The sequence below is a fragment of the Mesorhizobium sp. EU05-FHT14A09 genome, assembly GCF_058790995.1.
In genome coordinates this window covers 484,501-509,252 of the sequence record NZ_JBYTDF010000003.1, presented here as the reverse complement: position 1 = coordinate 509,252, position 24,752 = coordinate 484,501, and the positions used below count along the sequence as shown (strand labels likewise).

28 protein-coding genes and 1 riboswitch are annotated in these 24,752 nt (G+C 62.4%); of the genes, 15 read left to right on the top strand and 13 right to left on the bottom strand.

Going from position 1 to position 24,752, the window contains the following annotated elements:
* Positions 1 to 3: 3 nt before the first annotated feature.
* The 3 genes from AC3WTO_RS14085 to ftsE all read right to left on the bottom strand — a co-directional run bounded on the left by AC3WTO_RS14085 (position 4) and on the right by ftsE (position 2,437).
* Positions 4 to 672 carry a YdcF family protein gene (locus AC3WTO_RS14085; protein ID WP_492461548.1) on the bottom strand — a complete coding sequence of 223 codons (669 nt, stop codon included), beginning with the start codon at positions 670 to 672 and terminating at the stop codon, positions 4 to 6.
* Between the two features lie 120 nt (positions 673 to 792).
* A complete protein-coding gene (locus AC3WTO_RS14080; protein ID WP_492461337.1) occupies positions 793 to 1,785 on the bottom strand; it encodes a cell division protein FtsX in 993 nt (330 codons plus the stop codon).
* Positions 1,778 to 2,437, bottom strand: a complete 660-nt coding sequence (gene ftsE, locus AC3WTO_RS14075; RefSeq protein WP_054313757.1) for a cell division ATP-binding protein FtsE — start codon at positions 2,435 to 2,437, stop codon at positions 1,778 to 1,780. The genes AC3WTO_RS14080 and ftsE overlap by 8 nt, the downstream gene beginning before the upstream one ends.
* Positions 2,438 to 2,629: 192 nt before the next feature.
* On the opposite strand from ftsE, the gene AC3WTO_RS14070 reads away from it, so the two are divergent.
* The 3 genes from AC3WTO_RS14070 (at position 2,630) to AC3WTO_RS14060 (ending at position 4,312) form a co-directional block, all read left to right on the top strand.
* A complete protein-coding gene (locus AC3WTO_RS14070; RefSeq protein WP_492461336.1) occupies positions 2,630 to 3,277 on the top strand; it encodes a hypothetical protein in 648 nt (215 codons plus the stop codon).
* A gap of 42 nt (positions 3,278 to 3,319) precedes the next feature.
* Complete coding sequence (gene hpt, locus AC3WTO_RS14065) at positions 3,320 to 3,862, top strand: hypoxanthine phosphoribosyltransferase (protein ID WP_492461335.1); 543 nt, start codon at positions 3,320 to 3,322, stop codon at positions 3,860 to 3,862.
* An 84-nt stretch (positions 3,863 to 3,946) separates the two neighbouring features.
* Positions 3,947 to 4,312, top strand: coding sequence for a response regulator (locus AC3WTO_RS14060; protein WP_379066005.1), 366 nt, complete (start codon positions 3,947 to 3,949; stop codon positions 4,310 to 4,312).
* Between the two features lie 35 nt (positions 4,313 to 4,347).
* Here the strand turns inward: AC3WTO_RS14060 and AC3WTO_RS14055 are convergent, their stop codons facing one another.
* Together AC3WTO_RS14055 and AC3WTO_RS14050 are read right to left on the bottom strand one after the other, a co-directional pair.
* The gene (locus tag AC3WTO_RS14055) at positions 4,348 to 5,298 is read right to left on the bottom strand and encodes an aldo/keto reductase (RefSeq protein ID WP_492461334.1); all 951 of its coding nucleotides are present in this window, start codon (positions 5,296 to 5,298) and stop codon (positions 4,348 to 4,350) included.
* Positions 5,299 to 5,354: 56 nt separating this feature from the next.
* Positions 5,355 to 5,909, bottom strand: a complete 555-nt coding sequence (locus AC3WTO_RS14050; RefSeq protein WP_492461333.1) for a gamma-glutamylcyclotransferase — start codon at positions 5,907 to 5,909, stop codon at positions 5,355 to 5,357.
* 197 nt (positions 5,910 to 6,106) lie between these two features.
* On the opposite strand from AC3WTO_RS14050, the gene AC3WTO_RS14045 reads away from it, so the two are divergent.
* The gene (locus AC3WTO_RS14045; RefSeq protein WP_492461332.1) at positions 6,107 to 7,105 is read left to right on the top strand and encodes a DUF2125 domain-containing protein; all 999 of its coding nucleotides are present in this window, start codon (positions 6,107 to 6,109) and stop codon (positions 7,103 to 7,105) included.
* Positions 7,106 to 7,177: 72 nt separating this feature from the next.
* Here the strand turns inward: AC3WTO_RS14045 and AC3WTO_RS14040 are convergent, their stop codons facing one another.
* Positions 7,178 to 8,110 carry a prephenate/arogenate dehydrogenase family protein gene (locus AC3WTO_RS14040; protein WP_492461331.1) on the bottom strand — a complete coding sequence of 311 codons (933 nt, stop codon included), beginning with the start codon at positions 8,108 to 8,110 and terminating at the stop codon, positions 7,178 to 7,180.
* Between the two features lie 4 nt (positions 8,111 to 8,114).
* A complete protein-coding gene (hisC, locus tag AC3WTO_RS14035; protein ID WP_492461330.1) occupies positions 8,115 to 9,224 on the bottom strand; it encodes a histidinol-phosphate transaminase in 1,110 nt (369 codons plus the stop codon).
* A 245-nt stretch (positions 9,225 to 9,469) separates the two neighbouring features.
* Positions 9,470 to 9,547, top strand: a riboswitch (SAM riboswitch).
* Between the two features lie 49 nt (positions 9,548 to 9,596).
* Between hisC and metA the strand changes: the two genes are divergently transcribed.
* Positions 9,597 to 10,520, top strand: a complete 924-nt coding sequence (gene metA / locus AC3WTO_RS14030; RefSeq protein ID WP_492461329.1) for a homoserine O-acetyltransferase MetA — start codon at positions 9,597 to 9,599, stop codon at positions 10,518 to 10,520.
* Between the two features lie 123 nt (positions 10,521 to 10,643).
* Here the strand turns inward: metA and AC3WTO_RS14025 are convergent, their stop codons facing one another.
* Complete coding sequence (locus AC3WTO_RS14025; protein WP_492461328.1) at positions 10,644 to 11,501, bottom strand: LysR family transcriptional regulator; 858 nt, start codon at positions 11,499 to 11,501, stop codon at positions 10,644 to 10,646.
* 145 nt (positions 11,502 to 11,646) lie between these two features.
* Here AC3WTO_RS14025 and AC3WTO_RS14020 point away from each other — a divergent pair, with 145 nt between their 5' ends.
* Positions 11,647 to 13,200: an MFS transporter gene (locus AC3WTO_RS14020; protein WP_492461327.1), complete on the top strand. Its 1,554-nt coding sequence runs from the start codon at positions 11,647 to 11,649 to the stop codon at positions 13,198 to 13,200.
* Between the two features lie 153 nt (positions 13,201 to 13,353).
* Here the strand turns inward: AC3WTO_RS14020 and AC3WTO_RS14015 are convergent, their stop codons facing one another.
* A complete protein-coding gene (locus tag AC3WTO_RS14015; RefSeq protein ID WP_492461326.1) occupies positions 13,354 to 15,219 on the bottom strand; it encodes an ABC transporter ATP-binding protein/permease in 1,866 nt (621 codons plus the stop codon).
* Positions 15,216 to 16,001: a class I SAM-dependent methyltransferase gene (locus AC3WTO_RS14010; RefSeq protein ID WP_492461325.1), complete on the bottom strand. Its 786-nt coding sequence runs from the start codon at positions 15,999 to 16,001 to the stop codon at positions 15,216 to 15,218. The genes AC3WTO_RS14015 and AC3WTO_RS14010 overlap by 4 nt, the downstream gene beginning before the upstream one ends.
* A gap of 150 nt (positions 16,002 to 16,151) precedes the next feature.
* Here AC3WTO_RS14010 and gloB point away from each other — a divergent pair, with 150 nt between their 5' ends.
* Both gloB and AC3WTO_RS14000 read left to right on the top strand, forming a co-directional pair.
* The gene (gene gloB / locus AC3WTO_RS14005) at positions 16,152 to 16,919 is read left to right on the top strand and encodes a hydroxyacylglutathione hydrolase (protein ID WP_492461324.1); all 768 of its coding nucleotides are present in this window, start codon (positions 16,152 to 16,154) and stop codon (positions 16,917 to 16,919) included.
* Positions 16,919 to 17,341: a cupin domain-containing protein gene (locus AC3WTO_RS14000; protein ID WP_492461547.1), complete on the top strand. Its 423-nt coding sequence runs from the start codon at positions 16,919 to 16,921 to the stop codon at positions 17,339 to 17,341. Before gloB ends, AC3WTO_RS14000 begins: the two co-directional genes overlap by 1 nt.
* Positions 17,342 to 17,439: 98 nt before the next feature.
* Here AC3WTO_RS14000 and AC3WTO_RS13995 read toward each other — a convergent pair whose 3' ends face one another.
* From AC3WTO_RS13995 to AC3WTO_RS13985, 3 genes are read right to left on the bottom strand one after another with little or no spacing between them, the layout of a single operon-like run.
* On the bottom strand, positions 17,440 to 18,114 hold the full coding sequence (locus AC3WTO_RS13995; protein WP_492461323.1) for a lysoplasmalogenase: 675 nt from the start codon (positions 18,112 to 18,114) through the stop codon (positions 17,440 to 17,442).
* A complete protein-coding gene (yddG, locus tag AC3WTO_RS13990) occupies positions 18,111 to 19,001 on the bottom strand; it encodes an aromatic amino acid exporter YddG (RefSeq protein ID WP_492461322.1) in 891 nt (296 codons plus the stop codon). The genes AC3WTO_RS13995 and yddG overlap by 4 nt, the downstream gene beginning before the upstream one ends.
* A gap of 29 nt (positions 19,002 to 19,030) precedes the next feature.
* Complete coding sequence (locus AC3WTO_RS13985) at positions 19,031 to 19,816, bottom strand: DUF3108 domain-containing protein (RefSeq protein ID WP_492461321.1); 786 nt, start codon at positions 19,814 to 19,816, stop codon at positions 19,031 to 19,033.
* 265 nt (positions 19,817 to 20,081) lie between these two features.
* On the opposite strand from AC3WTO_RS13985, the gene AC3WTO_RS13980 reads away from it, so the two are divergent.
* The 7 genes from AC3WTO_RS13980 (at position 20,082) to AC3WTO_RS13950 (ending at position 24,742) form a co-directional block, all read left to right on the top strand.
* Entirely contained in the window at positions 20,082 to 20,663 is a 582-nt protein-coding gene (locus tag AC3WTO_RS13980; RefSeq protein WP_054313771.1) for a biotin transporter BioY, read from the top strand.
* Between the two features lie 22 nt (positions 20,664 to 20,685).
* Positions 20,686 to 21,123, top strand: coding sequence for a DUF1284 domain-containing protein (locus tag AC3WTO_RS13975; RefSeq protein WP_492558416.1), 438 nt, complete (start codon positions 20,686 to 20,688; stop codon positions 21,121 to 21,123).
* 136 nt (positions 21,124 to 21,259) lie between these two features.
* Positions 21,260 to 22,291, top strand: coding sequence for a hypothetical protein (locus AC3WTO_RS13970; protein WP_492461319.1), 1,032 nt, complete (start codon positions 21,260 to 21,262; stop codon positions 22,289 to 22,291).
* 166 nt (positions 22,292 to 22,457) lie between these two features.
* Positions 22,458 to 22,754, top strand: coding sequence for a 50S ribosomal protein L28 (rpmB, locus tag AC3WTO_RS13965; RefSeq protein WP_326894662.1), 297 nt, complete (start codon positions 22,458 to 22,460; stop codon positions 22,752 to 22,754).
* Between the two features lie 137 nt (positions 22,755 to 22,891).
* Positions 22,892 to 23,575, top strand: coding sequence for a queuosine precursor transporter (locus tag AC3WTO_RS13960; RefSeq protein WP_492461318.1), 684 nt, complete (start codon positions 22,892 to 22,894; stop codon positions 23,573 to 23,575).
* Positions 23,572 to 24,246, top strand: a complete 675-nt coding sequence (locus tag AC3WTO_RS13955) for a polyamine aminopropyltransferase (RefSeq protein ID WP_492461317.1) — start codon at positions 23,572 to 23,574, stop codon at positions 24,244 to 24,246. The genes AC3WTO_RS13960 and AC3WTO_RS13955 overlap by 4 nt, the downstream gene beginning before the upstream one ends.
* 190 nt (positions 24,247 to 24,436) lie before the next feature.
* Positions 24,437 to 24,742: an NIPSNAP family protein gene (locus tag AC3WTO_RS13950; RefSeq protein WP_492461316.1), complete on the top strand. Its 306-nt coding sequence runs from the start codon at positions 24,437 to 24,439 to the stop codon at positions 24,740 to 24,742.
* Positions 24,743 to 24,752: the final 10 nt, after the last annotated feature.

Here is a 24,752-nt window from a genome sequence, read left to right as displayed (position 1 = left end):
GCGTCAGTCACCCGCGTGGCTGGCGAAGGCCGGGCGGATCGGCAGCACGACCCGGCCGAGCGCCAGCAGATATTTGTTGTATTCGGTAAACAGCACGCGGAAGGCCCCCGGCTTGATCAGCCAGCCGCCATTGTCGAGATTGCTGTTGACCACCGGATAGGGCACCAGCTTTGCGCCGCGAAGCAGCCGGCCCATCTCCAGCAGGCTGCGCGGCATGTGATAGTTGTTGGTCACCAGGATGATGCGGCTGTAGCCATGGGTTTCGACCCATTTGGCGCTCTCTTCGGCGTTGCCGATCGTATCGAGCGCCGCCCGGTCGATGTCGATGCAGCATGAGAACAGCTGGGTGTCGCCCTGCGTCGCCCGCTGCAGCTGTTTGCGGCTGGCCGTCGGATGCACCCCGCTGATCAGGAGCCGGGCACCCTTGCCGGATTCCAGCAGGCCGATGGCCGCATCAAGCCGCGACTGGCCACCGGTCAGCACGATGATGGCGTCGGCCGGCTCAGGATCGGCCGGCGTCACAAGCCGGCTGACATGGCTGGCGAACCAGCCGAAACCCAGAAGATAGAAGGCGGCGCTGAACAAGACCAGGAAGCCGATGTTGCGCACGATGCGCCGCAGCCGGGATGGGCCGCGCGACACGTTGAAGGTGTCCGGCGCGGCTTCGGCCATGTCGGCGGAATCGCGGCTTTTCATCCGGTCATGATTAGTGCGGAATTGCGGCCTTTGGTAGGAGAAAGCTCCTTCCCGCGAACTGATTTCAGGGCCGCACTGCGTCATTGCCGCGCTCCCTCAGCCACCGTCGGTCTGGCGCGTGTCGAGATCGCTGAGATAGGCGATCACCGTGGCGTGGGAGGTCGCTGCCGTCAGCGCCCCGATCACCACCACCATCAGGACGACACCGAGATATCCCGCCCAGCCGATGGCAAAGCTGCCGAACAGCGCGACTGCCTGATCGGCCTGCGGCGTAGCCATGTTTCGCGAGGCCCAGAAGGAGAAGATCAGGAACACGACGATCGCTGCCACGCCGCCGGCTGCGGCGCCTTTCATACCGGTGACGAGGAACTGCTGCCGAAACTGTCGGGCGATGAACTGCGCCTCGGCGCCGACGAAATGCAGCACCTCGATGATATGGCCGTTGCCCGCCATGGCGCCGCGCGTGGCGAACACCACGGTCAGCACGGTTGCCGACAGCATCAACACCAGGACGAGCATGCCGATGGTCACGGTGGTGCGCGCCATGGCAACCAGTCGGTCCACCCAGGTGCGGTGATCGTCCAGTGAGGCGCTGGCGATGGTGTTGGTCAGTGCCTCGCGCATGGCGGTGAAATTGGGTGGGTTGTTCTCGTCGATGGTGACAACGACAAGACGCGGCACCGGCAATTCGTCGATGTTGAGCCCGCTGCCCAGCCATGGCGCCAGCAAGCGTGCGGTGGCATCGCGATCGACGACACTGGTCCCTTCGACGCCCGGGAACTTGGCGGCGATCTCGGCGGCGCTGGCAAGCGTCGCTTCCATGTCGAGGCCATCGACCGGTTTGATCTGGATCGTCGCCTCGCGCGAAATCTGGTTCTCCCAGACCGCTGCTGTGCCTCGCACCAGCGTGACCGCCCCGAAGGTGAGGCAGGACAGGAAGGTCATGATGGCAATGACGAACACCAGCGCGCGGCCGGCAATGTTCTGCGCCGGCACGATCGGCGCCATCTTGCGCTGTGCGCGCTGAGGCGCCTCGGCGCGACGGATCTCGCCCTCTTCCTCTTCGTGATCGGCAGCCATCTCAATCATAGATGTCCAGCCTTCCTCCCGACAGGATCAGCCGCCGAGCGTCGACCTGTTCCATAAGGCCAAGATCGTGGGTGGCGATGACGACGGCGGTGCCGAGACGGTTCAGTTCGATGAACAACCGCAGCAGCCGCCGCGCCAGCTGCGGATCGACGTTGCCCGTCGGTTCGTCGGCAAGCAGGATTTGCGGCTGCTCGATCAGCGCGCGCGCGATCGCCGCGCGCTGCTTCTCACCGCCCGAGAGAACCGGCGGCAGAACATGCATACGATCGCCGAGACCGACCCATTTCAGCAGTTCGACGACGTCGGTGCGGTAGCTCGCTTCCTCGCGGCCGCGAACACGCAGCGGCAGCGCCACGTTCTCGTAGGTCGTCATGTGATCCAGCAGTCGGAAATCCTGGAACACCACGCCGATACGACGGCGCAGATGCGGCAGTTCCTCACGCGTGATGCGCGCGCGATCCTTGCCGAACACCGTGATCAACCCCCTGGTCGGTTTCAGCGAAAGGAACAGCAGGCGCAGCAAGGTGGTCTTGCCGGCGCCGGAGGGCCCGCTGAGGAACTGGAAGGAGCGCTCCGGAACATGCAGGGTGATGTCGCGGAGAATCTCCGGACCCATGCCGTAGCGGAGGCCGACATTTTCGAAGCGGATCACGTGCGGCGACCTGGAATTGCGTTTGGCGGCAGTCCGCCCGTTTCTAACAAACGACCATCGACCGGCATGGTTAACCGCCGGTTAATTTTCGCCTCCGGCAGCTGCTGTAAATCGTTTCCGGTTGGGAAGCATTAACCATTTTTGTCTACGGAATGGAAACAGACGGCGAACAGAGGCGATCAGGATAAAGGCATGGCCGATCGCGGCACGGCACGCCCGGTTTCCGGCGAAATCATGACCGCGGCCTCAGCGGCGCGCGAGGGCATCTCTGTGGCTGCCGACGTGGTCGATGCGGATTTCATCGTCCTTGGCCCTGATTCTGCGTTCCAGTTCGATCGAACGCCGCCGCAAGCCGCGGTGGAAGCTGCTGAGCCTGCGCCATTGCTGAACGGCATGGGCATGTTGCGCAAGGGTGAGGCGACGGCTGATCGACCCGACACCTCTCGCGGCGGACCGCTGTTCTGGAGCGGCGGCATTGCCATCGCCCTGCTGGCGTTCTGGGTCACGGGCGGCCACACCCTGTTTCATGAAGGCGTCTTCTTCGCTTCCGACGACAAGACCGCCACCGCCCTCAGCATCTCCGGCGTGAGTTCGCGCGTCGACAGCAGCGGCCACAGGCCCGTTTTGCTGGTCGACGGCGAAGCCGGCAATGATGGCGCCGAGGCGGCCATATTGCCACCGCTGGAGATCCGCGTTACCGGCAATGACGGTCGCATAACCCGCTATGGACTGGGGACATCCGGCCGCACCCTGCCGCCTGGCGAAAGATTTGCCTTTTCCAGCCGGCTCGACGTGCCTAGAAACGGCGTAACGGCCGTCTCGGTCACCTTCGCGCGATAAGCGACGGCTGCGGCTGTCCCGCGCATTCCAGAAAGGATTTTCATGCCAGTTGTGCGCGGCAAGGATATCGAGGTTCTGTTTTCGGCGTCGGCAATCGCGCGTCGCAATCTGGAACTCGCCAAGGAAATCGCAGCCCACGATTATCACGATCTTCTCGTCATCTCGGTGCTGAAGGGCTCCTTCATTTTCGCCGCCGATCTGATCCGTGCCATGCACGACGCCGGCCTGTCGCCGGAGGTCGAGTTCATTTTCATTTCCAGCTACGGCGCCGGAACCGAAAGCGGCCAGGTGCGCGTGCTGCGCGACATCGACAATGAAGTCGCCGGTCGCGACGTGCTGCTGATCGACGACATCCTGGAATCCGGCAAGACGCTCAAGTTCACCCGCGAGCTGATGCTGTCGCGTAGCGCCAGGAGCTGTTCCGTCGCCGTACTGCTGGACAAGCGCATGCGGCGCCAGACCGACCTCAACGCCGACTATGTCGGCTTCGACTGCCCGGATTATTTCGTCGTCGGCTACGGCATGGATGTCGGCCACGCCTTCCGCGAACTGCCCTTTGTCGGGGTTGTGAAAGGCGACGTCTGAGTTCCTGATACGCTCTTCGGAAAAGAGCGTATCGGCCGCTCGACTTTCAGGAAACGTCAACATTTGCAGGGCAAATCTCTGCGCATGACAAAGCTCCTGATCGTCGAAGACGATGAATCCGTCCGCACCCTCGCCGCCCGCGCGCTGGAGCGCGCAGGCTACAACATCGACGTTGCCGCCGACGGAGCGCAGGGGCTGGAGAGCATCCACGCCGCCAATGGCAATTACGACCTGATCGTCTCGGATATTCGCATGCCGGAGATGGACGGCATCGAAATGGCCAAGGCCGCTGCGGCAGCCTTCCCGGCGCTCAAGATCATGCTGGTGACCGGTTATGCCGATCAGCGTGAACGCGCCGATGAGTTGAACGGCATCATCCTGGATGTCGTACAGAAGCCTTTTACCCTCGCTGAAATCCGCGACAGGGTCGGCCGCGCGCTGGCGGCCTGACGGCATTCAATCGGAAAGTCCGCGACTTTTCGAGGCTAGGCGCTGGCCTTGTCCAGATCCTCGATATCGGCATGCGTGAGCTTCAGCGAAGCGGCACGCACCAGGCTTGCCATCTGCTCGGGCGTGGTCGCGCTGGCAATCGGCGCCGTCACCCCTGGCCGCGCAATGACCCAGGCAAGAGCCACTTCCGCTGGCTTGGCTGCGCGCCGTTCGGCGACAGCATCAAGCGCCGTCAGGATGCGCATGCCGCGCTTGTTGAGATATGCTTCCACGTCCTCGCCGCGCGCCGCGCTTTTGCCGAGATCGGCCTTGCCGCGGTACTTGCCGGACAGGAACCCCTTGGCGAGGCTGAAATAGGTGATGACGCCAAGCCCCTCCGCCATGCAGAGGTCGCGCAGCGGACCGTCATAGGAAGCACGGTCATAGAGGTTGTATTCCGGCTGCAGCACCTCATAGCGCGGCAGACTGCGCAGCTTGGCGACATCGAGCGCCGCCCTGAGCTGGCCGGCATCCAGGTTGGAGCAGCCGATATGGCGAACCTTGCCCTTGGCAAGAAGCTTCTGATAGGCGCCGAGCGTCTCTTCATAGGGCGTGGTCGGGTCCGGCCAGTGCGAGAGATAGAGATCGATGGCATCGGTCTGCAGGCGCTTCAACGAGGCCTCAACTGCCTGTTCGATATGAACGGCGGAGAGATCCCTCTTGCCCTGCCCCATGTCCGCGCCGACCTTGGTGATGACGATGACCTTGCCGCGATTGCCCCGCGCCTTCATCCATTTGCCGATGATCGTTTCCGACTCGCCGCCCTTGTTGCCCGGCGCCCAGCGCGAATAGACATTCGCGGTATCGATGGTGTTGAGCCCGCCGTCGACGAAACGGTCCAGCAGGTCGAAGGACGTCTTTTCGTCGACTGTCCAGCCAAACACGTTGCCGCCCAGCACGAGCGGCGCGATTTCGAGGTCGGTACGACCGAGCAGACGTCTATCCAAGATAGGGTTCTCCCTGATGCCCGGCGGGGGCGCCGGTCCCAGCAGGAAGCTAGGGACTAGCGCGCAGGGTTCAATGGGCCAGAAGCGTTTTCAGACGGGACGATCAGTCGCGCCACCTCTTCCAGCCAACGGTCGCGAATGCCGAGAGCCTCGAGATGCTGAAGGGTGTTGAGGACGTAGTCCTCGTTGACCCCGGACTGGCCGACAGCACCACGCACGACGGCGGCGGCCTCCGCTTCCTCGAGCGCGCCCGCATATTGCTCGTGGCCGCGGTCCGCGACATAGGTCACCGCATCGGCCATGCGCCCGTCTTCCAGCGTCACCTTCACCCAGCGTTCGAGATAGACATTGGTGACAAGCTCACGCTCGCGCAGGTAACCGATAACCTCGTCGCGCAATTCACCGGGCACCCGGAAGGCCAGTCCGATACAGGAACCACCACGATCGAGGCCAAGCACCAGGCCTGGCCGTTCGCGGGTGCCCCGGTGCACGAAGGAATAGACGCAAAGCGAGCGGCGATAGCCATGCAGGCGGGCCCTTTGCGTCTCGACATGCGCGAAACCGGGGCGCCAAATCAGCGAGCCGTAGCCAAAAACCCAAAAATCGCCCATATCGCCAAGCCTAAAGCATGATCCCAAACCGTCGCAGACTTTTTGGATAAAGATCATGCGACAAGCAAAGAGACAGGGCGGAATGCCGTTTCATTTTCTTCGCATTCCTGCCCTACGCGGAACAGCCGTCCGCACCAAATCATTTCGACCGGAATGGTCGCCATTCCGGTTCTTCCTGCGTTATCGAGGGCCACAGCATGACGTCAAGTGACCAGACCAAGCCAAAACGTCGGCGCTGGCTGCCCAGGCTGATCCTGGCCCTGCTCGTGCTGTTCGGCCTGTACAGCGCCGGTTGGTACTGGCTGGCAGGGCGCGTCAGAAGCGACGCTGTCAACACGGTTGCCGCTCTTGCAGCCAAGGGCATCAACGCCGACTGCGCCAATCTGACCGTCAACGGCTATCCCTTACGTTTCGTCGTCAGCTGCGATGGGCTCGCCTACCAGGATGACGCCAGGAACGTTGCCGCCGCCGCGGGCGGCATGATTGCCACGGCGAGCCTTGCCCAGCCGCTGACGCCGAACGTCAATCTCGACGGACCGCTGCGTACCTCTGCGCCAGACATGCCGCCGCTGTGGATCGACTGGGATCAGCTCGACATCAGCGGGCGGCTATGGTGGCCGCTGCCCAGCCGTGTTTCGCTGACAGCGGAAGGCTTCAACGGCCAGACCGATCCGACCGACGAGACCGATCCCATCCAGCTGTTCAGTGTCGGCCAGCTGACCGCTGCAGCCAGCCCAACCGGGCAGGACCTGGTTCTCACCCACGACTTCACCGATCTGGAGATCGACGCCCACACCATCGGCGGTCGTGTGCTGCCGCCCTTCAGCGGCAAGGGCGATGTCACGGTGAAAAACGGCATCGCCATGCTCAGCGCACCACCCAAGAGCCTGCGCGGCCAGTCCGCCGAGATCAGGAACCTTGAACTGTCCTCCGGTGAAGCGCGCATCGTTCTTGCGGGCCCCATCGCGGTTGACAGCGACGGCCTGATCGATGCCACGCTCAACATCAAACTGCAGAACCCGAAGGCCGTGGCAGCGATCCTTGCCACGGCGATCCCTGAACAGGCAAACCAGATCCAGCAAGGCTTCGCCGCTCTCTCCATGCTCGGCAGCGAACCGACGATGCCGCTCAAAGTGGTGAAAGGCCGTGCCTCACTGGGCTTCATCCCGTTGGGGATGATCAAGCCTGCGGAATAGAATAGGCTGTAGGCAGTAGGCAGTAGGCAGTAGAAATTATCGTCTTATTGCCGACTGGCTGCCCCTACTGCCTCACTTGCCCGGATGCTCCACCACCTGGCGCCCGAAGTCCGGAACATCGATGTCCTGGCCGGCCTGGATGATCGAGCGACGGATGGCGCGGGTGCGGGTGAACAGGTCGAACAGCTTGTCGCCGTCGCCCCAGCGGATCGCCCTCTGCAACGACGACAGGTCTTCCGAGAAGCGCGCCAACATCTCCAGGATGGCGTCCTTGTTGTGCAGACACACGTCCCGCCACATGGTCGGGTCCGAGGCGGCAAGGCGGGTGAAGTCGCGGAAACCCGAGGCTGAGTATTTGATGACCTCGGACTTCGTCACATTGGCCAGGTCGTCGGCGGTGCCGACGATGTTGTAGGCAATGATGTGCGGCAGGTGCGAAACGATGGCGAGCGTCATGTCGTGATGCTCGGGCGTCATTGTATCGATGTTCGAGCCGCAGCGGCGCCAGAACTCCGACAGTTTCTCCAGCGCTTGCGGATCAGTGTCCGGCAGCGGCGTGAAGATGCACCAGCGATTGTCGAACAGGTCGGGAAAGCCGGCGTCCGGACCTGAATTCTCGGTACCGGCCAGCGGATGCCCGGGAATGAAATGCACGCCCTCCGGCACGAAAGGCGCCATCTGCGCCACCACCGACTGCTTGGTCGAACCGACATCGGTGAGGATGGCGCCCTTCTTCAGCGCCGGCGCGATCTCCTCGGCCACCGCTCCGGAAGCACCCACCGGCACCGAAACGATGACGAGATCGGCGTCGCGTACCGCCTCCTTCGCATCGGTCGTGTAGCTGTCGCCTAATTTCAGTTCCTCGGCGCGTTTCAGCGTCTCCGGGCGGCGCGTGGAGATGGCGATATGGCGGGCAAGACCTTCGCGGCGCACGACACGCGCCAGCGAAGAACCGATCAGGCCGATGCCGATGAGGGCGATCTTTTCAAACAGGGGTTCGGACATTTCTTCAGCTTTTCAGGAATTCGGCGAGTGCGGCGACCACGCCGCGATTGGCTTCTTCGGTTCCGACCGTCATCCGCAGCGCGTTGGGAAAACCGTAGCCGGCAACGCGCCGCAGAATATAGCCTCGCTCACTCAAATACCCATCCGCCTCCGGCGCCGTGTGCTTCCGGTCATCCGGGAAATGGATCAGGATGAAGTTGCCGACGCTTGGGGTCACCCGCAGGCCGAGCCTGGTCAATTCCTCTGTCAACCACGACACCCAGGTTTCGACATGCTGCACCGAACGCTCGACGTGGCCTCGGTCGCGGATCGCGGCTTCGCCGGCGGCGATCGCGGTGGCGCTGACATTGAAGGGATCACGCACGCGTTCGAGCGCGTCGACGACATGCGCCGGTGCATAGGACCAGCCAATGCGTGCGCCGCCAAGTCCATGCACCTTGGAGAAGGTACGGGTCATGACGACATTCTCATTGCCTGCGACCAGCTCGACGCCCGCTTCGTAGTCGTTGCGGCGCACGAATTCGGCATAGGCGGCATCCAGCACCAGAAGCACGTTCCTGGGCAGGCCGGCATGCAGGCGCCGTACCTCCTCGAAAGGAATGTAGGTGCCGGTCGGATTGTTCGGATTGGCCAGGAACACCATCTTCGTGCGCGGCGTCACGGCGGCCAGGATGGCATCGACGTCGACGCTTTCGCCAGCTTCCTTCGCCACCACCGGTGTTGCACCGGCTGCCAGGATGAAGATGCGATAGGCCAGAAACCCGTGCTCGGTGTAGATCGCCTCGTCGCCGTCACCGAGGTAGATCCGCGCCAGCAGGCCGAGTGCCTCATCGGAACCGTTGAAGCACTGGATGTTGGCGATGTTGAGCCCATGCGTGTCGGCAATCGCCTGACGCAGCCTGGTTGCCTGGCCGTCCGGATAGCGCTCCAGGCCCGCGGCTGCCTCCTGCGCGGCTTCGACCGCTTTCGGCGACGGTCCGAGCGGGTTTTCGTTGGCCGAGAGTTTATGGACCTTGGCCACACCGTGTGCCGCGCCCTTGCCCGGCACATAAGCCTCGATATCCATGATACCGGCGCGGGGTTGCGGACGAAGCAGATCGGTTGCCTTGGTCATGTCAAAAGTCCGTGATTGGCGCCTCCGAGCCGAAGGCCCGAGCGTTTCCGTTTTTCGCGGAAACGCGAAAACGCTCTAAGTTTTTGTTTTGGGCGCATTTTTGCAACGCCACGTGATTCCGCCTGGCTACAAAAAATGCTCCAGGGCGGAAATACCGCCCGTACCGGCGATTGTCGAGGAAAACCGAGGCTGGCCTGCCGAATGGGCATCGATTGACGCCATCGCTTGGTCGGCGTATTAGCAGGATATTGATCCGTGGTGATTTGGCCGGTCGGCTTGCAGCCACGTTAAATAAGTCGCTAAAGGGCCGTTTGCGATCCGTAAACCGGCTTTGCGACTGCAATGCCGGTTTTGTTTTTTGGAGTTCGCAACGTGCCGATCAAGATCCCCGATCAGTTGCCCGCCCTCGAAGTTCTGGTCAAAGAGGGCGTGTCCATCATGGACGAGCAGACCGCCCTGCGCCAGGACATCCGCCCGCTACAGATCGGCCTGCTCAACCTGATGCCCAACAAGATCAGGACGGAGACGCAGTTCGCCCGATTGATCGGCGCCACACCGCTGCAGGTCGAACTGACCCTGGTGCGCATCGGCAACCACAAGGCCAAGAACACCTCCGAAGACCATCTCATCACCTTCTACCAGACCTGGGAGGAGGTGAAGGATCGCAAGTTCGATGGCTTCATCATCACCGGCGCGCCGATAGAACTCCTGCCGTTCGAGGACGTCACCTACTGGGATGAGCTCGAGCGCATCCTCGACTGGACGAAGACGAACGTCCATTCCTCGTTCTTCATCTGCTGGGGAGCGATGGCGGCGGCCTGGCATTTCCATCGGGTTCCGAAACACACGCTGGAAGAAAAGGCGTTCGGCGTTTTCAGGCATAGCAACAATGCGCCTGCATCACCCTATCTGGCCGGTTTCTCTGACGATTTTGCGATTCCGGTGTCGCGCTGGACGGAAGTGCGCAAGGCCGACATTCCTGCGGATTCCGGCCTGGAAATCCTGATGGATTCGGACGAGACGGGTCTCAGCTTGCTCTCGGAGCAAGCCTGCAACCGGCTCTATATGTTCAATCACATCGAATATGATTCGACATCGCTGAAGGAAGAGTACGACCGCGACGTCAATGCGGGGGTCTCGATCGCGGTGCCGCACGAATATTATCCGGATGATGATCCCAAGCGCCCGCCGCTCAACCGCTGGCGCTCGCACGCCCACCTGTTGTTCGGCAACTGGATCAACCGTGTCTATCAGACCACAGCCTACGATCTGAAAAACATCGGCAAGGATCGCTAACGCATTTTGTAGCCAAGTGGGATCACTTGGCTACAAGAATGCTGCGAAAACAATAGCTTATATCATTTCAGCGTTCCGTTAAAAACGGAACCGCTCTAGTGGGGATCGGGGTCACTGCGCGGCCTACGCCGCCGCGGGACGATGCTCGCGGTAGGCGCAGGCGATGGTGCGCAGCGCGTCGCGCGAGCGCTGGTCGGTCAGCGTCGAATGAAGCACGATTTCCGAGGACGGCAGCGGCGGCAGGTTGAACCTGCGGCTGACTTCGACGGTGCCGACTGGCGCAAGCCGCTCCGAGAACACCGCCATCGCAAGCCCTGCCGACACCGCCGCCATGACCACCGACGAGCCGCCGCCCAGGAACACTTCCGTCCACGCAATGCCGGCATCGTCCAGCGCATGTGTGCCGATGTCGCGCACGCCACATGCCGGAGACAAGGCGGCAAGCCGGATCGGCTCGTCTGGACGGCAACGGAAATTGGGAGCGGCGAACCAGCCGAAATGCTCCGGTCCCAGCACCTCGCCGTCGCGCCGATCATCCTCGCGCCGGACGATCGCGGCATCCAGCTCACCGCGGTCGAAGGCGTCGAGCAGATTGCGCGAATTGTCGACCTGCACCTCGATGGTCAGCGCCGGATCATGTTCGTTGAGGCGCGCCAGCAATGTCGTGACTTCCGGACCCGCGACATGAGCGGCAATGCCCAGCGCGAAACGACGTGCACAGGAGGAGAGGCCGGCAACGGCGCGATCATGCGCAACGAGAAAGTCGCGCGCCGGCTGGATGAACACCGCCCCCTCCGCTGAAAGCCTTACGTGGCGCGGGGTGCGCTCGATCAGCTTGCGGCCGACCTTATCTTCGAGGCGCTTGAGTTTCACGCTGATCGCGGCCTGGGTCGTGCCCAATGCGTCGGCGGCACGGGTGAAGCTCTGAAGGTCGGCAACCATGACAAAAGCCTGCACGGCTTCGACGTCTAGTGACAACATTGTCAGCATACCAATTTGTTATCTCTGAAATAGATTTACATCGCATTTTCTTATGTTCAAGCTGGAACTATCTGGAACTCGGATTTCGCAACGCAATTGAGCGGCGCGGGCGTGGATATCGCCTCCGCCGACGTCGGAGGTTTTGATGCACACCGCCAGTAGAAACGGCCTCGTCCTGGCAGCCGTATGTCTGTCCGCCCTGATGTTCGGCCTGGAGATTTCCAGCGTGCCGGTGATCCTGCCGACGCTGGAGCACGTGCTGCAGGCCGACTTCAAGGCCATGCAGTGGATCATGAACGCCTATACCATCGCCTGCACCACCGTGCTGATGGCAACCGGCACCTTCGCCGATCGCTTCGGCAGAAAGCGGGTCTTTGCCATCACGGTCGTGGCCTTTGGGCTGACTTCGCTGATGTGCGGCCTGGCGCCCAACACCTCGCTGCTCATCGCAGCGCGTTTCCTGCAAGGCATGGCAGGTGGCGCCATGTTCATCTGTTCCATCGCCATCCTTTCGCACCAGTTCCAGGATGGTAAGGAACGCGGCAAGGCCTTCGCCATCTGGGGCGTGATCGCCGGCATCGGCCTCGGCTTCGGACCAATCATCGGTGGCGGCATCGTTGCCTTATCCACCTGGGAATGGGTTTTCCTCGTCCATGCGCCGCTGGCGGTGCTCTGCCTGATCCTCACTTATGTCGGCGTCACCGAATCGCGCGACCCGCATGCGAAGAAGCTCGACGTCCTGGGTATCGTGACCCTCAGCGCCGCCGTCTTCGGCCTCGCCTATTACATCACCCAAGCCCCCGATTTCGGTGGTTTCCTGAGCCCGGTCGCACTGGGGATCGCTGCCGCCACGATCATCGGCTTCGTCGCCTTCGTCCTGGTGGAAAATTATCATTCCCACCCGATGTTCGATTTCTCGGTGTTCAAGATCCGCGACTTCTCCGGCGCGATCGTCGGCTGTGTCGGCATGAACTTCAGCTATTGGCCGTTCATGATCTATCTGCCGATCTATTTTTCGGTCGGGCTGGGTTATGACAGCACCCGCACCGGCCTTGCCGTGCTGGCCTATACGGTGCCTTTCCTGGTGATGCCGCCCATCGCCCAGTATTTGCTGGCACGCTTCAACGCGCGCATCGTCATTCCGCTCGGCCTGTTCACCATCGGCCTCGGCTTCATCCTGATGTGGCTGGGTTCAGCGTCCGACGCGGCGAGCGGCCTTACCGTGCTCCCCGGCGCGCTCGTTGCCGGCATCGGCCTCGGCCTCACCACGACGCCCGCCACCAACATGACGACCGGCTCGGTGCCTGCAAGCCGTGCCGGCATGGCTTCGGGCATCGACACCAGCGCCCGCCTGATCGCGCTCGCCATCAACATCGCCGTGATGGGTTTCGTCCTTGTCGAAGGCATCCTCCACGGCCTGAAGAGGGGCCTGCCGAACACGTTCGACGGGATCAACCTTCGTGCGATCGCCGAAAAGATCGCTGCCGGCAACACCACCGCATTGAGCGATGCCAGCCAGCCTGGCCTGACGGTACCGGCAGACGTCGTCCACTCGGCACTGGTCGAAGGTTTCGGCTGGGTAATGCTCTATGGCGGCCTCGGCGTATGGGTTCTGGCGGTGCTGTCTTTCGCCATTTTCGGTTCAAGCAAGGCAGGACCGGTTGCCGCGGAAGCGCACGCGCAATCGCATGGCCTCTGACCGTACAGAGTAGTCTGTTCGAAAACCGTCCCGTCAACCACGGAACGGTTTTCGTCTAGATCTGGATGCGACTGCTTTGAATCGGCATCCCGCTCTATCTCTTTTGTCGGAGCATGATCCCGAAAACCGGTTCCCACGTTTCGGGATCATGCTCTAAGTCACGCGCTCGGCCTTCTCGGCGTCGCGATCATGCCCGACGCCGTTGCGTTTGGTGCCGTTACCGTTGCGCTTGCGCACGCGGATCACCGGCGGCGGCTCAAGCGCCCCGGCCCGTATCCGCGGCGGTTTCAGCGCCGGCAGGTCCGCGCATTTGATGATCTCGAGCGCCCGTGGGAAGAAGTTGTAGTTGTGCTGGCCCCGGCCGATGTTGACGATGCCCGCGTTGGGCAGATGTTTGCCCAGCATGGCCAAGATGCGCTTGGCGATCGTGCCGCTGAACGTATCCATCGCCTCGTCGATCACCACCCAGTCCGGTTTCTGCAGGGCGAGCCGGGCAAAGGCCACCAACCTCTGCTCCTCCTCACTGAGTTCCCTGTCCCAGCGCGCGTACCGGTCGAGTGACGGTGCGAGATGGTCAAGGCCGGCTTCGGCCAAAACACTTTTGACGCTTTCGTCATCGATGCCCGTCACCCCATCGACAAGCACCTCCCGCAGCGTTCCGGGTGCAAAATACGGTGTTCGCGGAACGAAGGCGAGATCGGCATTTGCCGGCATGCCGATACGACCCGCTCCCCAGGGCCATAGCCCCGCCACCGCACGGAAGAACAGCGTCTTGCCGGCACTCGGATCGCCCGTGACGAGAACATGTTCGCCCGGTTTAATCGTCACCGATTTTTCCGCCAGTCTCGAGCATCCCGATGTCGCCCCGACGATCAGGTCCTCGAACACCATGGTGCCGTCCTTGGTCTCGAACACCTGGATATGCCGTTCGCTGCCGTGCAGCTGGTCGGTCTCCTTCAGCGCCATGCGGAAATCAGCGACACGCATCAGCGTGGCGCGCCAGTCGGCGATGGCGCCGATGTTGTTGACGAACCAGCGCAGCGAGGAATGAACCTGGTTGAAAGCGCCGACCGCCATCATCAGCCCGCCGAAGGTGATGTCGCCGGCGAAGTAGACCGGTGCCGCCACCAGGATCGGTGCAACCACCGTGATCCAGCCATAGGTGTCGGTGACCCAGCCGAGATTGATCTGCGCGCGGAAGATCCGCATGATCGAAGCGACCAGTGCTGCGAGATCCGCCGCCAGCCGCCGTTTCTCGCTTGCTTCACCATGCGAAAGCGCGATGGCATCGATGTTTTCGTTCACCCGCACCATGGAAAAGCGCAGGTCCGCCTCGCGCGCGTAACGGTCACTGTTCAGCCCGATCAGCGGTCGCCCGACCAGCCAGCTCAGCCAAGACGCGATCCCGGCATAGAGAAACGCCGCCCAGACCATGTAGCCTGGAATGGCGATGGCGTGTCCGCCGACGTTGAAGACGAACCCCGAGGAGAGTGCCCAGAGCACTCCCACGAACGACACCAACAGGATGAAGGACTGCACAAGCCCGACACCGAGGTCGGTCGACAGATCAGAAAGATGCCCGACATCCTGCTGCATGCGCTGGTCGGGATTGACGCCGATCGCGCCCGCATTGGCGACGCGGAAGGCACGGTTCGGCTTCAGCCACTCCTCGACCAGATCGGTGGTCATGGCTTCGCGCAGCTTCAGCCGGAAACGCTGGTTGAGCCATTGCTGGCCGATGTTGAGCACGAGCAGCCCGCCGGCGATCATCGCGAAAACGCCCAGCTGATCGAGAAAGGCGGTCAGGTCGCGCCGCTGCAGCGAATCATAAAAGGGCTGGTTCCAGCGGTTGAGCAGGATCTGGCCATAGGCGGTGGCAAGGATCACCGCCAGAATCCCGCCAGCGAAGATCAGCAGCGCGCGGCGCCCCGGCGAAAGGCTTAGTCCCTGTCGCACCGTTGCCAGTTGATCCCGAAGGCTGCTCATTTCGGCCTGGACGGTGCCGGACGTATCGCTCATCGCCGTTGTGCTCCAGGCGCCCCGAGGCCGTCCGGTTCTTTTATTTGCCGCCCCAGCCGAGTCGCCCCTTGCGGTGAAAACACCGGCATGAAAACCCGGCGCGATGCACGCTGCGCCACTGGCACGCCCTGGTAGAGTCGCTTTTGTGCCGATACGGCGATGACCCCGGAAAAGATCGGCCACATCCGCCGCCCGGCGCTCTCGAAAAGTGACTGGAAGCGCATCATGAAACGGCGCTGCGAGGGCGGGAAATAAAGTCCGTCCGACCATGCGGCCGGGGTGAAGTTCGCCTCGCGCAGAAGCTCGGCGATCTGCCCGCGCGAATAGGGCCTCCCGGTGCCGAACGGCGTGTGTTCGAAACGCGCCCACACGCCGCGCCGGTTCGGCACGACGACAACGACGTGACCGGCCGGTGCCAGCACCCGCCAGACTTCATTCAGCGTCTCGCGCGGATTTTCCGTATGCTCCAGCGAATGGATCAGCAACATGCGGTCGACGGAAGAATCGACCAGCGGCAGCTCCTCATCGAAGACCAATGCCGTCGCCGACGGCCCAGCGGACGGCCAGATCACCGCGCCTTGCGTGGCTGGCATGAAGGCGAGAGCCCGTTCCGTGTCGGCACCGAAACGCTCTAGCCAGGGCAGCGCATAGCCCAGCCCGACCAGCCTTTCGTTGGGCACGGAGGCCCAGATCGACGAGAGCGCCATGGTGATCGAGCGCTCGGCCAATTGTCCGAGCGGCGAGGCATAGAAGGAGCGCAGGTCGACAATATCCGAATGCATGGGCTGGACCGTATCTGCGGAGAGGCTGGTGTCAACAAACGGCGGTGCCGATGAGCTTATCTTCCGACAAGTAGGGTCGCGTCGGTATCTTTAAAGGGTGACAGGAACGGCCGATCACCCTATCTGTGCGGACGACAAAGGAGACCGGCGATGGCGATCGAAATCGAACAGTTCATGTGCCGCCAGGACAATTTCGGCGTGCTGTTGCGCGAACCGAAAAGCGGCGCGGTAGCCCTTGTCGACGCACCAGAGGAAGCCTCGATCACGGCGGCGATAAAACGTACCGGCTGGGCTCCGAAGACGATCCTCACCACCCACCATCACACCGACCATGTCGAAGCCAACCTGACGCTGAAGCAGCGTTTGAACCTTGAAATCATCGGCCCGGAAGCCGAGAAGTCCAAGATCCCCGGCATCGATCGTACCGTAAAAGGTGGCGACAGCTTCAAGCTCGGTGAAGAGACCGTCGAGGTGATCTTCACGCCAGGCCATACCGCTGGCCACGTTTCCTATTATTTCCCGCAATCGGGCGTTGTCTTTACCGCCGACACGCTGTTCGCGCTCGGCTGCGGCCGCCTTTTCGAAGCACCGCCTGCGGTGATGTTCGAATCGCTGAAAAAGCTTGCCGCGCTGCCAGCTGAAACAAAAGTCTATTGCGGCCACGAATACACCTTGTCCAACGCGCGCTTCGCGCTGACGGTGGACCCGACGAACTCGGCCCTGAAGGAGCGCGCCGCGAAGATCGAAAAGCTGCGCGCCGCCGACAAACCGACCCTGCCCACGACGATCGGCGAAGAGTTGTCGACCAACCCGTTCCTGCGCTGGCACGATCCGGCGATCCGCCGTCATCTCGGCATGGAGAAGGCCAGCGAGGCCGAGGTCTTCGCCGAAATCCGCAAGCGAAAGGACGTGTTCTGATCATGACCCCGGCGGAAATCGTCGCTGCTCTCGATATGCAACCGCATCCCGAAGGTGGCTGGTATGTCGAAACCTTCCGCGATGCGCCGCGCGGCGGACGTGGCTATTCGACGGCAATCTACTTCCTGCTCGAACGCGGCCAGGTTTCGGCCTGGCACCGGGTCAAGGATGCTTCCGAAATCTGGCACTATCACGCCGGCGCTCCCTTGGAGCTCTCTCTGCATCGCGAAGGCCATGGTGTGACCCGGCATGTGCTGGGTGCCGATCTTCTCGCCAGCCAGCGACCACAGATCGTGGTGCCGGCGGGCTGGTGGCAGACGGCGACGAGCCTTGGCGACTGGACGCTGGTTGGGTGCACCGTGGCGCCGGGCTTCAATTTTGCCGTGTTCGAGATGGCCGCGCCGGACTGGCAGCCCTCTTAGTGCGCGTCGCGATCTTCAGATTCGCTCCTTGCACATCAAGTCTTTGATTTTGCGCATGTCGCTATCGCAAAGCCGCGCACACTTTTGCGTGACATGCTCTAGGCCGACAGCATGAAGCCGAGCGTGATCGCCAGTTGTGCCAGATAGTAGAGCGCCCACACCGCATAACGCATCCAGAGCCGATAGCGCCCTACCGCCTCGGCCAGGAATTTATCGATGGCCAGAAGCGCATCCGATGCCATGAACAGCACAGCGCCGGCGATCACCAGCATGCTGTTTGTGGTCAGGGCGCTCACGCCCATGGCGAAAATCGCGGCGACATAGATGGCGACTGGCGCCTTCAGGTCCGAACCGATGTGCGGCCACAGAAGGCGCAGCATGCCGACCGCGAAAACGGCCATGATGACGGCCGCCACGACGTGCCAGGGCGTTCCCGTCAGCGCAGGCAACCCGCCGCCTGCCATGGTGAACAGGGCGACGTAAGCAATATGGGCGGCAAGGAAACTGCCCAGTCCACCGAGAAACGCCTTGTCGCCATCCTGCGACAGGAATGCATCGCCCAGTGCACTCAGCGCCAGCGCGACGACGAGCAGCAGCGGCCCTCCTTGCAGCCAGGCAAGCGCGGCCAGCAATGCCACGGCCAGCGTCTTGGCCACTGAACGCTTCCATGACGACGGCCTGTCGATGGTAAAGCCATAAAGCATGGCAGCCACGATCGAAAAGATCAGCGTACCGTTCGGCGTTGCTTCGATACCGCCGGGAAAGGGCATCATGCGCCAGCTCCGTTCTCGACAGCCCGGCGCCTGCTGAAAAGCAATGACTTCGCCGCCAGTACGGCGCCGCCGGTGATGAGTACGCAGGCGGCAAGGATGCGCAGACTGGGTTCCGCGAAACCGGCAACGATCAACACCAGCGTGGACAAAAGCGGGGCCGCATAACTCGCGGCCCCCAGCACCTGGATGTTGCCGCGCTTCACGCCGATGTCCCATGCATAGAAGGCCGCTCCCACCGGCATCAGGCCAAGGCCGAGCACGGCCAGCCACTGGCCGGCATTCGCGGGCCACACGGTCTGTTCAAGCAGCAGATGGCAAACCAGCGACAGCGCCGACGTCGCCAGGCAGAACCAGGTGACGATGGTGGTCGGCACGGACGGAAAGCGCCGGGACAACAGCGAATAGGACGACCACAGCACCGCGCAGACCGCCGCCATGGCGTAGCCGAAGCCGTAACGCGGATCGAAAGCCAGCCCACCGCCTTTGGTGACGATCAGGAAGGTGCCTGCAAGACCAAGCAGCGCGCCGGCAACATGGTTCCAGGCCAGTTTTTCACCGGGCATCAGCGCTGAGCCCAGCACGATGAGCAGTGGCCACAGATAGGCGATCAGGCTCGCCTCGACGGCGGGCGCGTTGCGCAGTGCGGTGAAGTAGAAGAAATGATAGCCGAACAGCCCGGCAATGCCGATCAACCAAACGATCGGCGGGATCGGTGCCGGCTTGGCCGCCGGCATGAACAGCCTGGCCACCAGGCCGACGCAGGTCCCGATGGCAAACGTGATCGCCGAAAGCTGGAAAGGCGGCATCGTGCCGGAAGCGTCCGTGAGCAGGGCCAGCAATGCCCACATCGCAACGGCCGAGAAGCCAAGCAGTGTCGCGCGCGCCATGCCCCCTCCGGTGGCGCATCTTAGCGCGCCTAGCTTTTCGCCTCGAACCGTCGCGCCTTGACGGTGATCGTGCCAATCTCCGTGCCGACCGTGGCATGGATAGGCGCATATATCCCGGTTTGGCCGAGCGGCGCAAACGTCACCATGATCTTGGAGCGGTCGCGCAGGAACTTCAACGCCTTGCGCCGCTGTGCATAGCCGGACACCGGCTGGAATGTCATCCGGCAGGTCACGGTCGGCCCCTGATAGCCTTTCACCGCCATCTTGCCCTTGCCGACCGGGGTCAACACCAGATTGGCGCGCATCTCACCGTCATACATCTTCACCGTGCGTCCGCAGACCTCGTCCAGGCTGCCGGCACGGATGACCGTCGCGCCGATCGGGTCGGCAACGCCTTTCAAATCCCCGGCATCGAGCGGCAGCCAGTCATCGCCGCGCGGTTTTGGCGGCGGCAGGACCTTGGAGGAAGAAACCGCCCCGCCGGAGAAGCGGATGTCGACCATCGAGACCTTCTTGCCCGATGTATAGTCCGCACGGAATGCCTGCGGCTGGATGCTCGAGCGTGAAAAGCGGCCAGTCGCCGTCAGCGTACCGGTCGTGTCGTCGAAAAGCAGTGCCAGGCCGGCTGCCGAGGCGCTGCCGTCGATCGTGTATTTGTCACCTTCGTAGCGGCTGTCGAAGCTCGATCGCGCCACTGTGATGCCAAGAAAGGAAATCGTGTATTCGCCATGAAAGGCTTCCTGCGCATGAGCCGCGGGGGTGGCCATGGTGGTGCCGGCAAGCAGGATAGCAAGGATAAGGGTCGGGCGCGGCATCGAAACGTCGGTCCTTTCACGATCGGCTCTGGAAACAGCCAGGATGTCCCTTGAGCGTTTCCATTTTTCCTGGAATTGCTTGATGGCTTCTCAAGCGGGCAAATCCGGCGAATCTATGGGGCACAGCCCAGCCATCTGACGGCATGATGCATGGCATATCCCTCAACGCCGCAAATGCTGTTGCGTTGCACCATCAGCCTGTGAAATATGCATCCTGCAAAACGCCGGAGAGCCGGCGAACCAAAATTTGACCCGGAGAGGCCCGATGAACGCTCCCGCCGCAGCTTCCACCACTTTCGTCCCCTTGCGCCTTGCTGGCCGTTCGCTCACCGTCCAGGCGGTCGCGGTCTTCCTGGGCACACTGTTCCTCGCCGCCTCCTCCTGGATCGAGGTGCCGATGTTCCCGGTGCCGATGACAATGCAGACTTTCGCCGTCACGCTGGTCGGCGCGCTTTTTGGCTGGCGGCTTGGCCTCGTCACCGTTCTGGCCTGGCTCGGTGAAGCCGCGATCGGCTTCCCGGTTCTCGCTGGTGGCGCTGGTGGTCTCGCCTACTTCGCCGGCCCGACCGCAGGCTATCTCGCCGCTTTCCCGATCGCCGCTGCCTTCGTCGGCTGGCTGGCCGAGCGCGGCTGGACTGCCGAAGGCCGCCTCGTTCGCAACGTCGTCGCCATGCTGGCCGGCAACGCCTTCATCCTGGTGTTCGGCACGTTGGTCCTGGCCGGCATGATCGGCGCGGAAAAGGCCTATACCTTCGGTTTCGCCCCGTTCGTGCTGGGCGGCATCCTGAAGGCCGTTCTGGCCACCGCGACCATCGAAGCCGTGCGCCGCGGCAAGATCTCGCTCTGAGACCTTCTTCTGCGGAGCTGACGTGACCGTCCGCATCCGCGCTCACCACCTGCTGTGCATGCTGACCTATGTCGGCAAGGGTTACAGCGTGGCCTTCACCAAAGGCTACGACCAGGTGGTGCAACGACTGAACAGCGGCGAGGACATGGTCCTCGTCGCCGGCCCGGATGACATCTGCCGGCCGCTGCTGGGCGATACCGACGCCCATTGTTTCCGCGACACCGTGCCCGAACGCGATCGTCTCGCCGCCCATGCGGTCGAGGCTTTGATTGGCCGCCCGATTCGCGAAGGCGAGCGCTTTTCGCTCGATGCATCGACGATCAAACAGATGCGCGAGGCCTTTCATGCCGGCACGACGCGCCAGGCCTGCCATGGCTGCGAATGGTTCGATCTGTGCAGCACTGTTGCCGATTCCGGCTTTGGCAATGTGCGGCTCAACCGCGAGCAAGCATCCGCGTAGCCGCTCCGCTCAAGGTGCCTCCTACGGAAGAACGGGACGTTCGTGCCGCCGCCCTGTTCCGCATGCTTGAATAATAGAGTACGTACTCTATTATTAAGAACTGCGCTCCCTCCTCTTCGAAGGCTCGGTTCATCAAATGCCGTCCGCAAAGCGTCGCCCCATCATCCTGGCCATATCGCTCGTGCTGCTTGCACCGCTCGTCGGCGAGTGGCTTCTTGGCAACCAGTCCATAACAGGCCTCGGCGGCATCGTTCTGCTTGCGCCTTTGTACGGATGTGGCGCGCTTCTGATCCGAGACGTCTCCCGCCATCTTGGCCGAGGCTGGCCAATGATCCTCCTCCTCGCTGCCGCGTACGCGGTGCTGGAGGAAGGTCCGATCGACCAGATGTTCTGGAACCCGCATTATGGCGGCATCGACATGGCCGCTGCCTACGGCGATACCCGCGTCGACGCGCTCGGCACCAGCATCAGCCTCATCCAGGATGTCCTGACGCTCCATACCGTCTGGAGTATAGCCGTGCCGATCGCCCTGATCGAGGCATTCGACCCGGAACCGGAGCGTCCGTGGCTCGGGCGGCTCGGCCTTGCCATCGCGGCGGGAATTTTCATCGCCGGCTCAGCCTTCCTGACTTATAGCCAGATCGAATCGGAAAAATTCATCGCCACACCGCCCCAGTTCGCCGCAGCAGGCCTCGTCATTGTCGTTCTCATGGCCACGGCCTTCGCCGTGCCAGCGCCGTCAGTCCGCACAGCAACGGAGATACCCGCGCCGCGAACAGTCGGCCTGTTGAGTTTTTTCCTCACCAGCCTGCTCATAGCACGAGACTTCATTGCCGAATTGACATCCAACTGGTTCGCAGTCGGGCTCTGGTTCGTTCCCGTCTTGGCCGGTTTGCTGCTGATCTTACAGTGGTCCCGTTCTCCGCAATGGGGCCCTGTTCAAAGGACCGCCCTCGCCGGCGGCGCTCTCATGAACTATGTCTGGGTCGGTTTCCTGCATGCCCAATCCCTCGATATCCCCGTCACCGTCGCATTGACCGGCAATGTTGTCTTCGGGCTAGGCGCTATCGTCTTGTTCCTCATGGCGATGCGGACCGCCCTCCAAGCCTCGAAAGACCGTTCGACAGGTGATAGGTCACGCAGGCGTGCCGCGGAGCGGGGCTCGTAAGCTGCGCCGCCACTGGTGACAGGCCGGTTCCTAAGCCGAACAACGCTTGACGCCCACACGAAATGGCACTATGGAACGCCAACTTTTTCCTTAAGGCCGCCGAGAGCATCGCGCGCCATCTGGCGTGGCTCGAAGGTTTGGCCGGTATGAACTGAAGGTAGCAAAAATGTCCCGCGCTTGCGAACTCACCGGCAAAGCCGTCCAGACCGGCAACAATGTGAGCCACGCCAACAACAAGACCCGGCGCCGCTTCCTGCCGAACCTGGTCAATGTCACGCTGATCTCTGAAGCGCTGAACCAGAACGTTCGCCTGCGCATTTCGGCCAACGCCCTGCGTTCGGTTGAGCATCGCGGTGGCCTCGACGCTTTCCTGGCCAAGGCCGATGTGAAGGAACTGTCGCAGCGCGCTCGCCTGCTGAAGAAGCAGATCGCCAAGAAGACTGCAGGCCAGGAAGCCGCCTGATTTCTGCTCGGGCGGGGGACGACCGCCTGAGCATCGGACTGGCCCTGGCCTAGCCTGATCCATCCGATGCTCGAATGCAGGATGCGCCGCCCGTCCCGGCCGGGCGCTCCGCTGGTTCCATTACCCAGGATAAAAAAATGCGTTTCCTTTCGCAGTATCTGCCTTTCGTGATTGCCATGGCGATTGTCGTCGTGGCTTCCAACATCCTCGTTCAGTTTCCGATGCAGGGACAGATCGGGGTATTGTCGCTCGCCGACATCCTCACCTGGGGCGCCTTCACCTATCCGTTTGCCTTCCTCGTCACCGATCTCGCCAACCGCCGCTATGGCCCGGCTGTGGCCCGCCGCATCGTCTTTGTCGGCTTCATGGCTGCCGTCGCCTGCTCCATCGTGGCGCCGCCGCTCCTGTTCCGTGCCGGCCTGATCGAGTTCGACACGGCAGCTGCCCGTCTGGTGCGCATCGCCTGCGCTTCCGGAGCCGCCTTCCTGACCGCACAGCTTCTGGATGTCACTGTGTTCAACTGGCTGCGCCGCCAGAGCTGGTGGCGCGCGCCGATCTTTGGCACTCTCGTCGGCTCGGTGTTCGACACGCTGATCTTCTTCTCGATCGCCTTTTCCGCGGCCTTCGCCTTCATTGGCCCCGACGACGCCTTCGCGCTAGAGAATGCACCGCTGCTCGGGCTGTTCTCGGTGGAAACCATGCGCTGGCTGTCCTGGGCATTGGGTGACCTGTCGGTGAAGCTGATCATCGCCGTCGTCGCGCTGATTCCCTACCGACTGATCGCGGCACGCTGGAGCCAGCCGGTCACGGTCCAGCCTTGATACCGTGGGAACAACTCGACGCCGCCAGGACGCCTGACGGCAAACAGGAACTGCGGCTGAAACGGCGCGGCAGCGAATTCTCCATCATGCTTGGCTCCAACGAGCTGATGAACAGCCGTCTCAGTGGCTCCGAGCAGGCGCTCGCCCGGCTCTCGCTGGAGAAACTCGGCAAGCGCGACCACATCCATGTCCTGGTTGGCGGCCTCGGCATGGGGTTCACCCTGCGTGCCGCGCTTGCTGAAATCGGCAGCGACGCGAAGGTCACCGTCGCCGAACTTGTGCCGGCGGTGATTGCCTGGGCACAGGGCCCGATGTCCGACATCTTCAACGGCTGCCTCGACGATGCGCGCGTCATCGTCAGGCAAAGCGATGTCGGCCGTCTGATCGACGCTGCCCGCCTGGAATTCGATGCCATCCTGCTCGATGTCGATAACGGACCCGAAGGGCTGACCCAGGACAGCAACGACACGCTCTACGGCTTCGCCGGTCTCAAGGCCGCGCGCACCGCACTGAAGCCAGGTGGTGTGCTGGCCGTCTGGTCTTCCGGTCCGGACCGCGGCTTCACCCGCCGCCTGCAACAGAGCGGCTTCTCGGCCGAGGCATTGACCGTACGCGCCCACGGCAAGCGCGGCGCCAAGCACACCATCTGGCTCGCCGTCAAACCGCGATAAGGCATTTTGTAAAGCCAAGTGGGATCACTTGGTTTTACAAAAATGCAGCGAAAACAAAACTTTGAGCGTTTCCGCGTTTCGGTAAAAAGCGGAGACACTCGAACTACGGCTATCGCAAAGAAGTCGCTGGCTCTATCGGGCGATCGGCGATGCTGTTTTTCTCCGCGCTCAACAGATTGCCGGGAAAATCATGGTCACCTGTTACCTCCGCTATATCCTCAACCCCGCACGACTGAAGGAATTCGAGCACTACGGCCGACTGTGGATTCCACTTGTCGAGAAATTCGGCGGCAACCACCACGGCTATTTCCTGCCGTCGGAAGGTGCGAGCAACGTCGCGCTTGCCCTGTTCACCTTCCCCAGCCTGGCGGCCTATGAAGAATACCGGACAAAGGCTGCGACGGATCCGGAGTGCCAGGCCGCGATGCGCTACTATGAGGAAACCCAGTGTTTCCTGAGCTATGAACGTTCCTTCTTCCGCCCGGTCTTCGAATGACGAAGCTTTA

Bases quoted from the DNA above. Each gene is read 5' to 3' on its own strand.
- AC3WTO_RS14085 (WP_492461548.1), bottom strand. From the start codon at position 672: ATGGCCGAAGCCGCGCCGGACACCTTCAACGTGTCGCGCGGCCCATCC.
- AC3WTO_RS14080 (WP_492461337.1), bottom strand. From the start codon at position 1,785: ATGATTGAGATGGCTGCCGATCACGAAGAGGAAGAGGGCGAGATCCGT.
- AC3WTO_RS14070 (WP_492461336.1), top strand. From the start codon at position 2,630: ATGGCCGATCGCGGCACGGCACGCCCGGTTTCCGGCGAAATCATGACC.
- hpt (WP_492461335.1), top strand. From the start codon at position 3,320: ATGCCAGTTGTGCGCGGCAAGGATATCGAGGTTCTGTTTTCGGCGTCG.
- AC3WTO_RS14060 (WP_379066005.1), top strand. From the start codon at position 3,947: ATGACAAAGCTCCTGATCGTCGAAGACGATGAATCCGTCCGCACCCTC.
- AC3WTO_RS14050 (WP_492461333.1), bottom strand. From the start codon at position 5,909: ATGGGCGATTTTTGGGTTTTTGGCTACGGCTCGCTGATTTGGCGCCCC.
- AC3WTO_RS14045 (WP_492461332.1), top strand. From the start codon at position 6,107: ATGACGTCAAGTGACCAGACCAAGCCAAAACGTCGGCGCTGGCTGCCC.
- AC3WTO_RS14040 (WP_492461331.1), bottom strand. From the start codon at position 8,110: ATGTCCGAACCCCTGTTTGAAAAGATCGCCCTCATCGGCATCGGCCTG.
- hisC (WP_492461330.1), bottom strand. From the start codon at position 9,224: ATGACCAAGGCAACCGATCTGCTTCGTCCGCAACCCCGCGCCGGTATC.
- AC3WTO_RS14025 (WP_492461328.1), bottom strand. From the start codon at position 11,501: ATGTTGTCACTAGACGTCGAAGCCGTGCAGGCTTTTGTCATGGTTGCC.
- AC3WTO_RS14020 (WP_492461327.1), top strand. From the start codon at position 11,647: ATGCACACCGCCAGTAGAAACGGCCTCGTCCTGGCAGCCGTATGTCTG.
- AC3WTO_RS14015 (WP_492461326.1), bottom strand. From the start codon at position 15,219: ATGAGCGATACGTCCGGCACCGTCCAGGCCGAAATGAGCAGCCTTCGG.
- AC3WTO_RS14010 (WP_492461325.1), bottom strand. From the start codon at position 16,001: ATGCATTCGGATATTGTCGACCTGCGCTCCTTCTATGCCTCGCCGCTC.
- gloB (WP_492461324.1), top strand. From the start codon at position 16,152: ATGGCGATCGAAATCGAACAGTTCATGTGCCGCCAGGACAATTTCGGC.
- AC3WTO_RS13995 (WP_492461323.1), bottom strand. From the start codon at position 18,114: ATGATGCCCTTTCCCGGCGGTATCGAAGCAACGCCGAACGGTACGCTG.
- yddG (WP_492461322.1), bottom strand. From the start codon at position 19,001: ATGGCGCGCGCGACACTGCTTGGCTTCTCGGCCGTTGCGATGTGGGCA.
- AC3WTO_RS13985 (WP_492461321.1), bottom strand. From the start codon at position 19,816: ATGCCGCGCCCGACCCTTATCCTTGCTATCCTGCTTGCCGGCACCACC.
- AC3WTO_RS13980 (WP_054313771.1), top strand. From the start codon at position 20,082: ATGAACGCTCCCGCCGCAGCTTCCACCACTTTCGTCCCCTTGCGCCTT.
- AC3WTO_RS13970 (WP_492461319.1), top strand. From the start codon at position 21,260: ATGCCGTCCGCAAAGCGTCGCCCCATCATCCTGGCCATATCGCTCGTG.
- rpmB (WP_326894662.1), top strand. From the start codon at position 22,458: ATGTCCCGCGCTTGCGAACTCACCGGCAAAGCCGTCCAGACCGGCAAC.
- AC3WTO_RS13960 (WP_492461318.1), top strand. From the start codon at position 22,892: ATGCGTTTCCTTTCGCAGTATCTGCCTTTCGTGATTGCCATGGCGATT.
- AC3WTO_RS13950 (WP_492461316.1), top strand. From the start codon at position 24,437: ATGGTCACCTGTTACCTCCGCTATATCCTCAACCCCGCACGACTGAAG.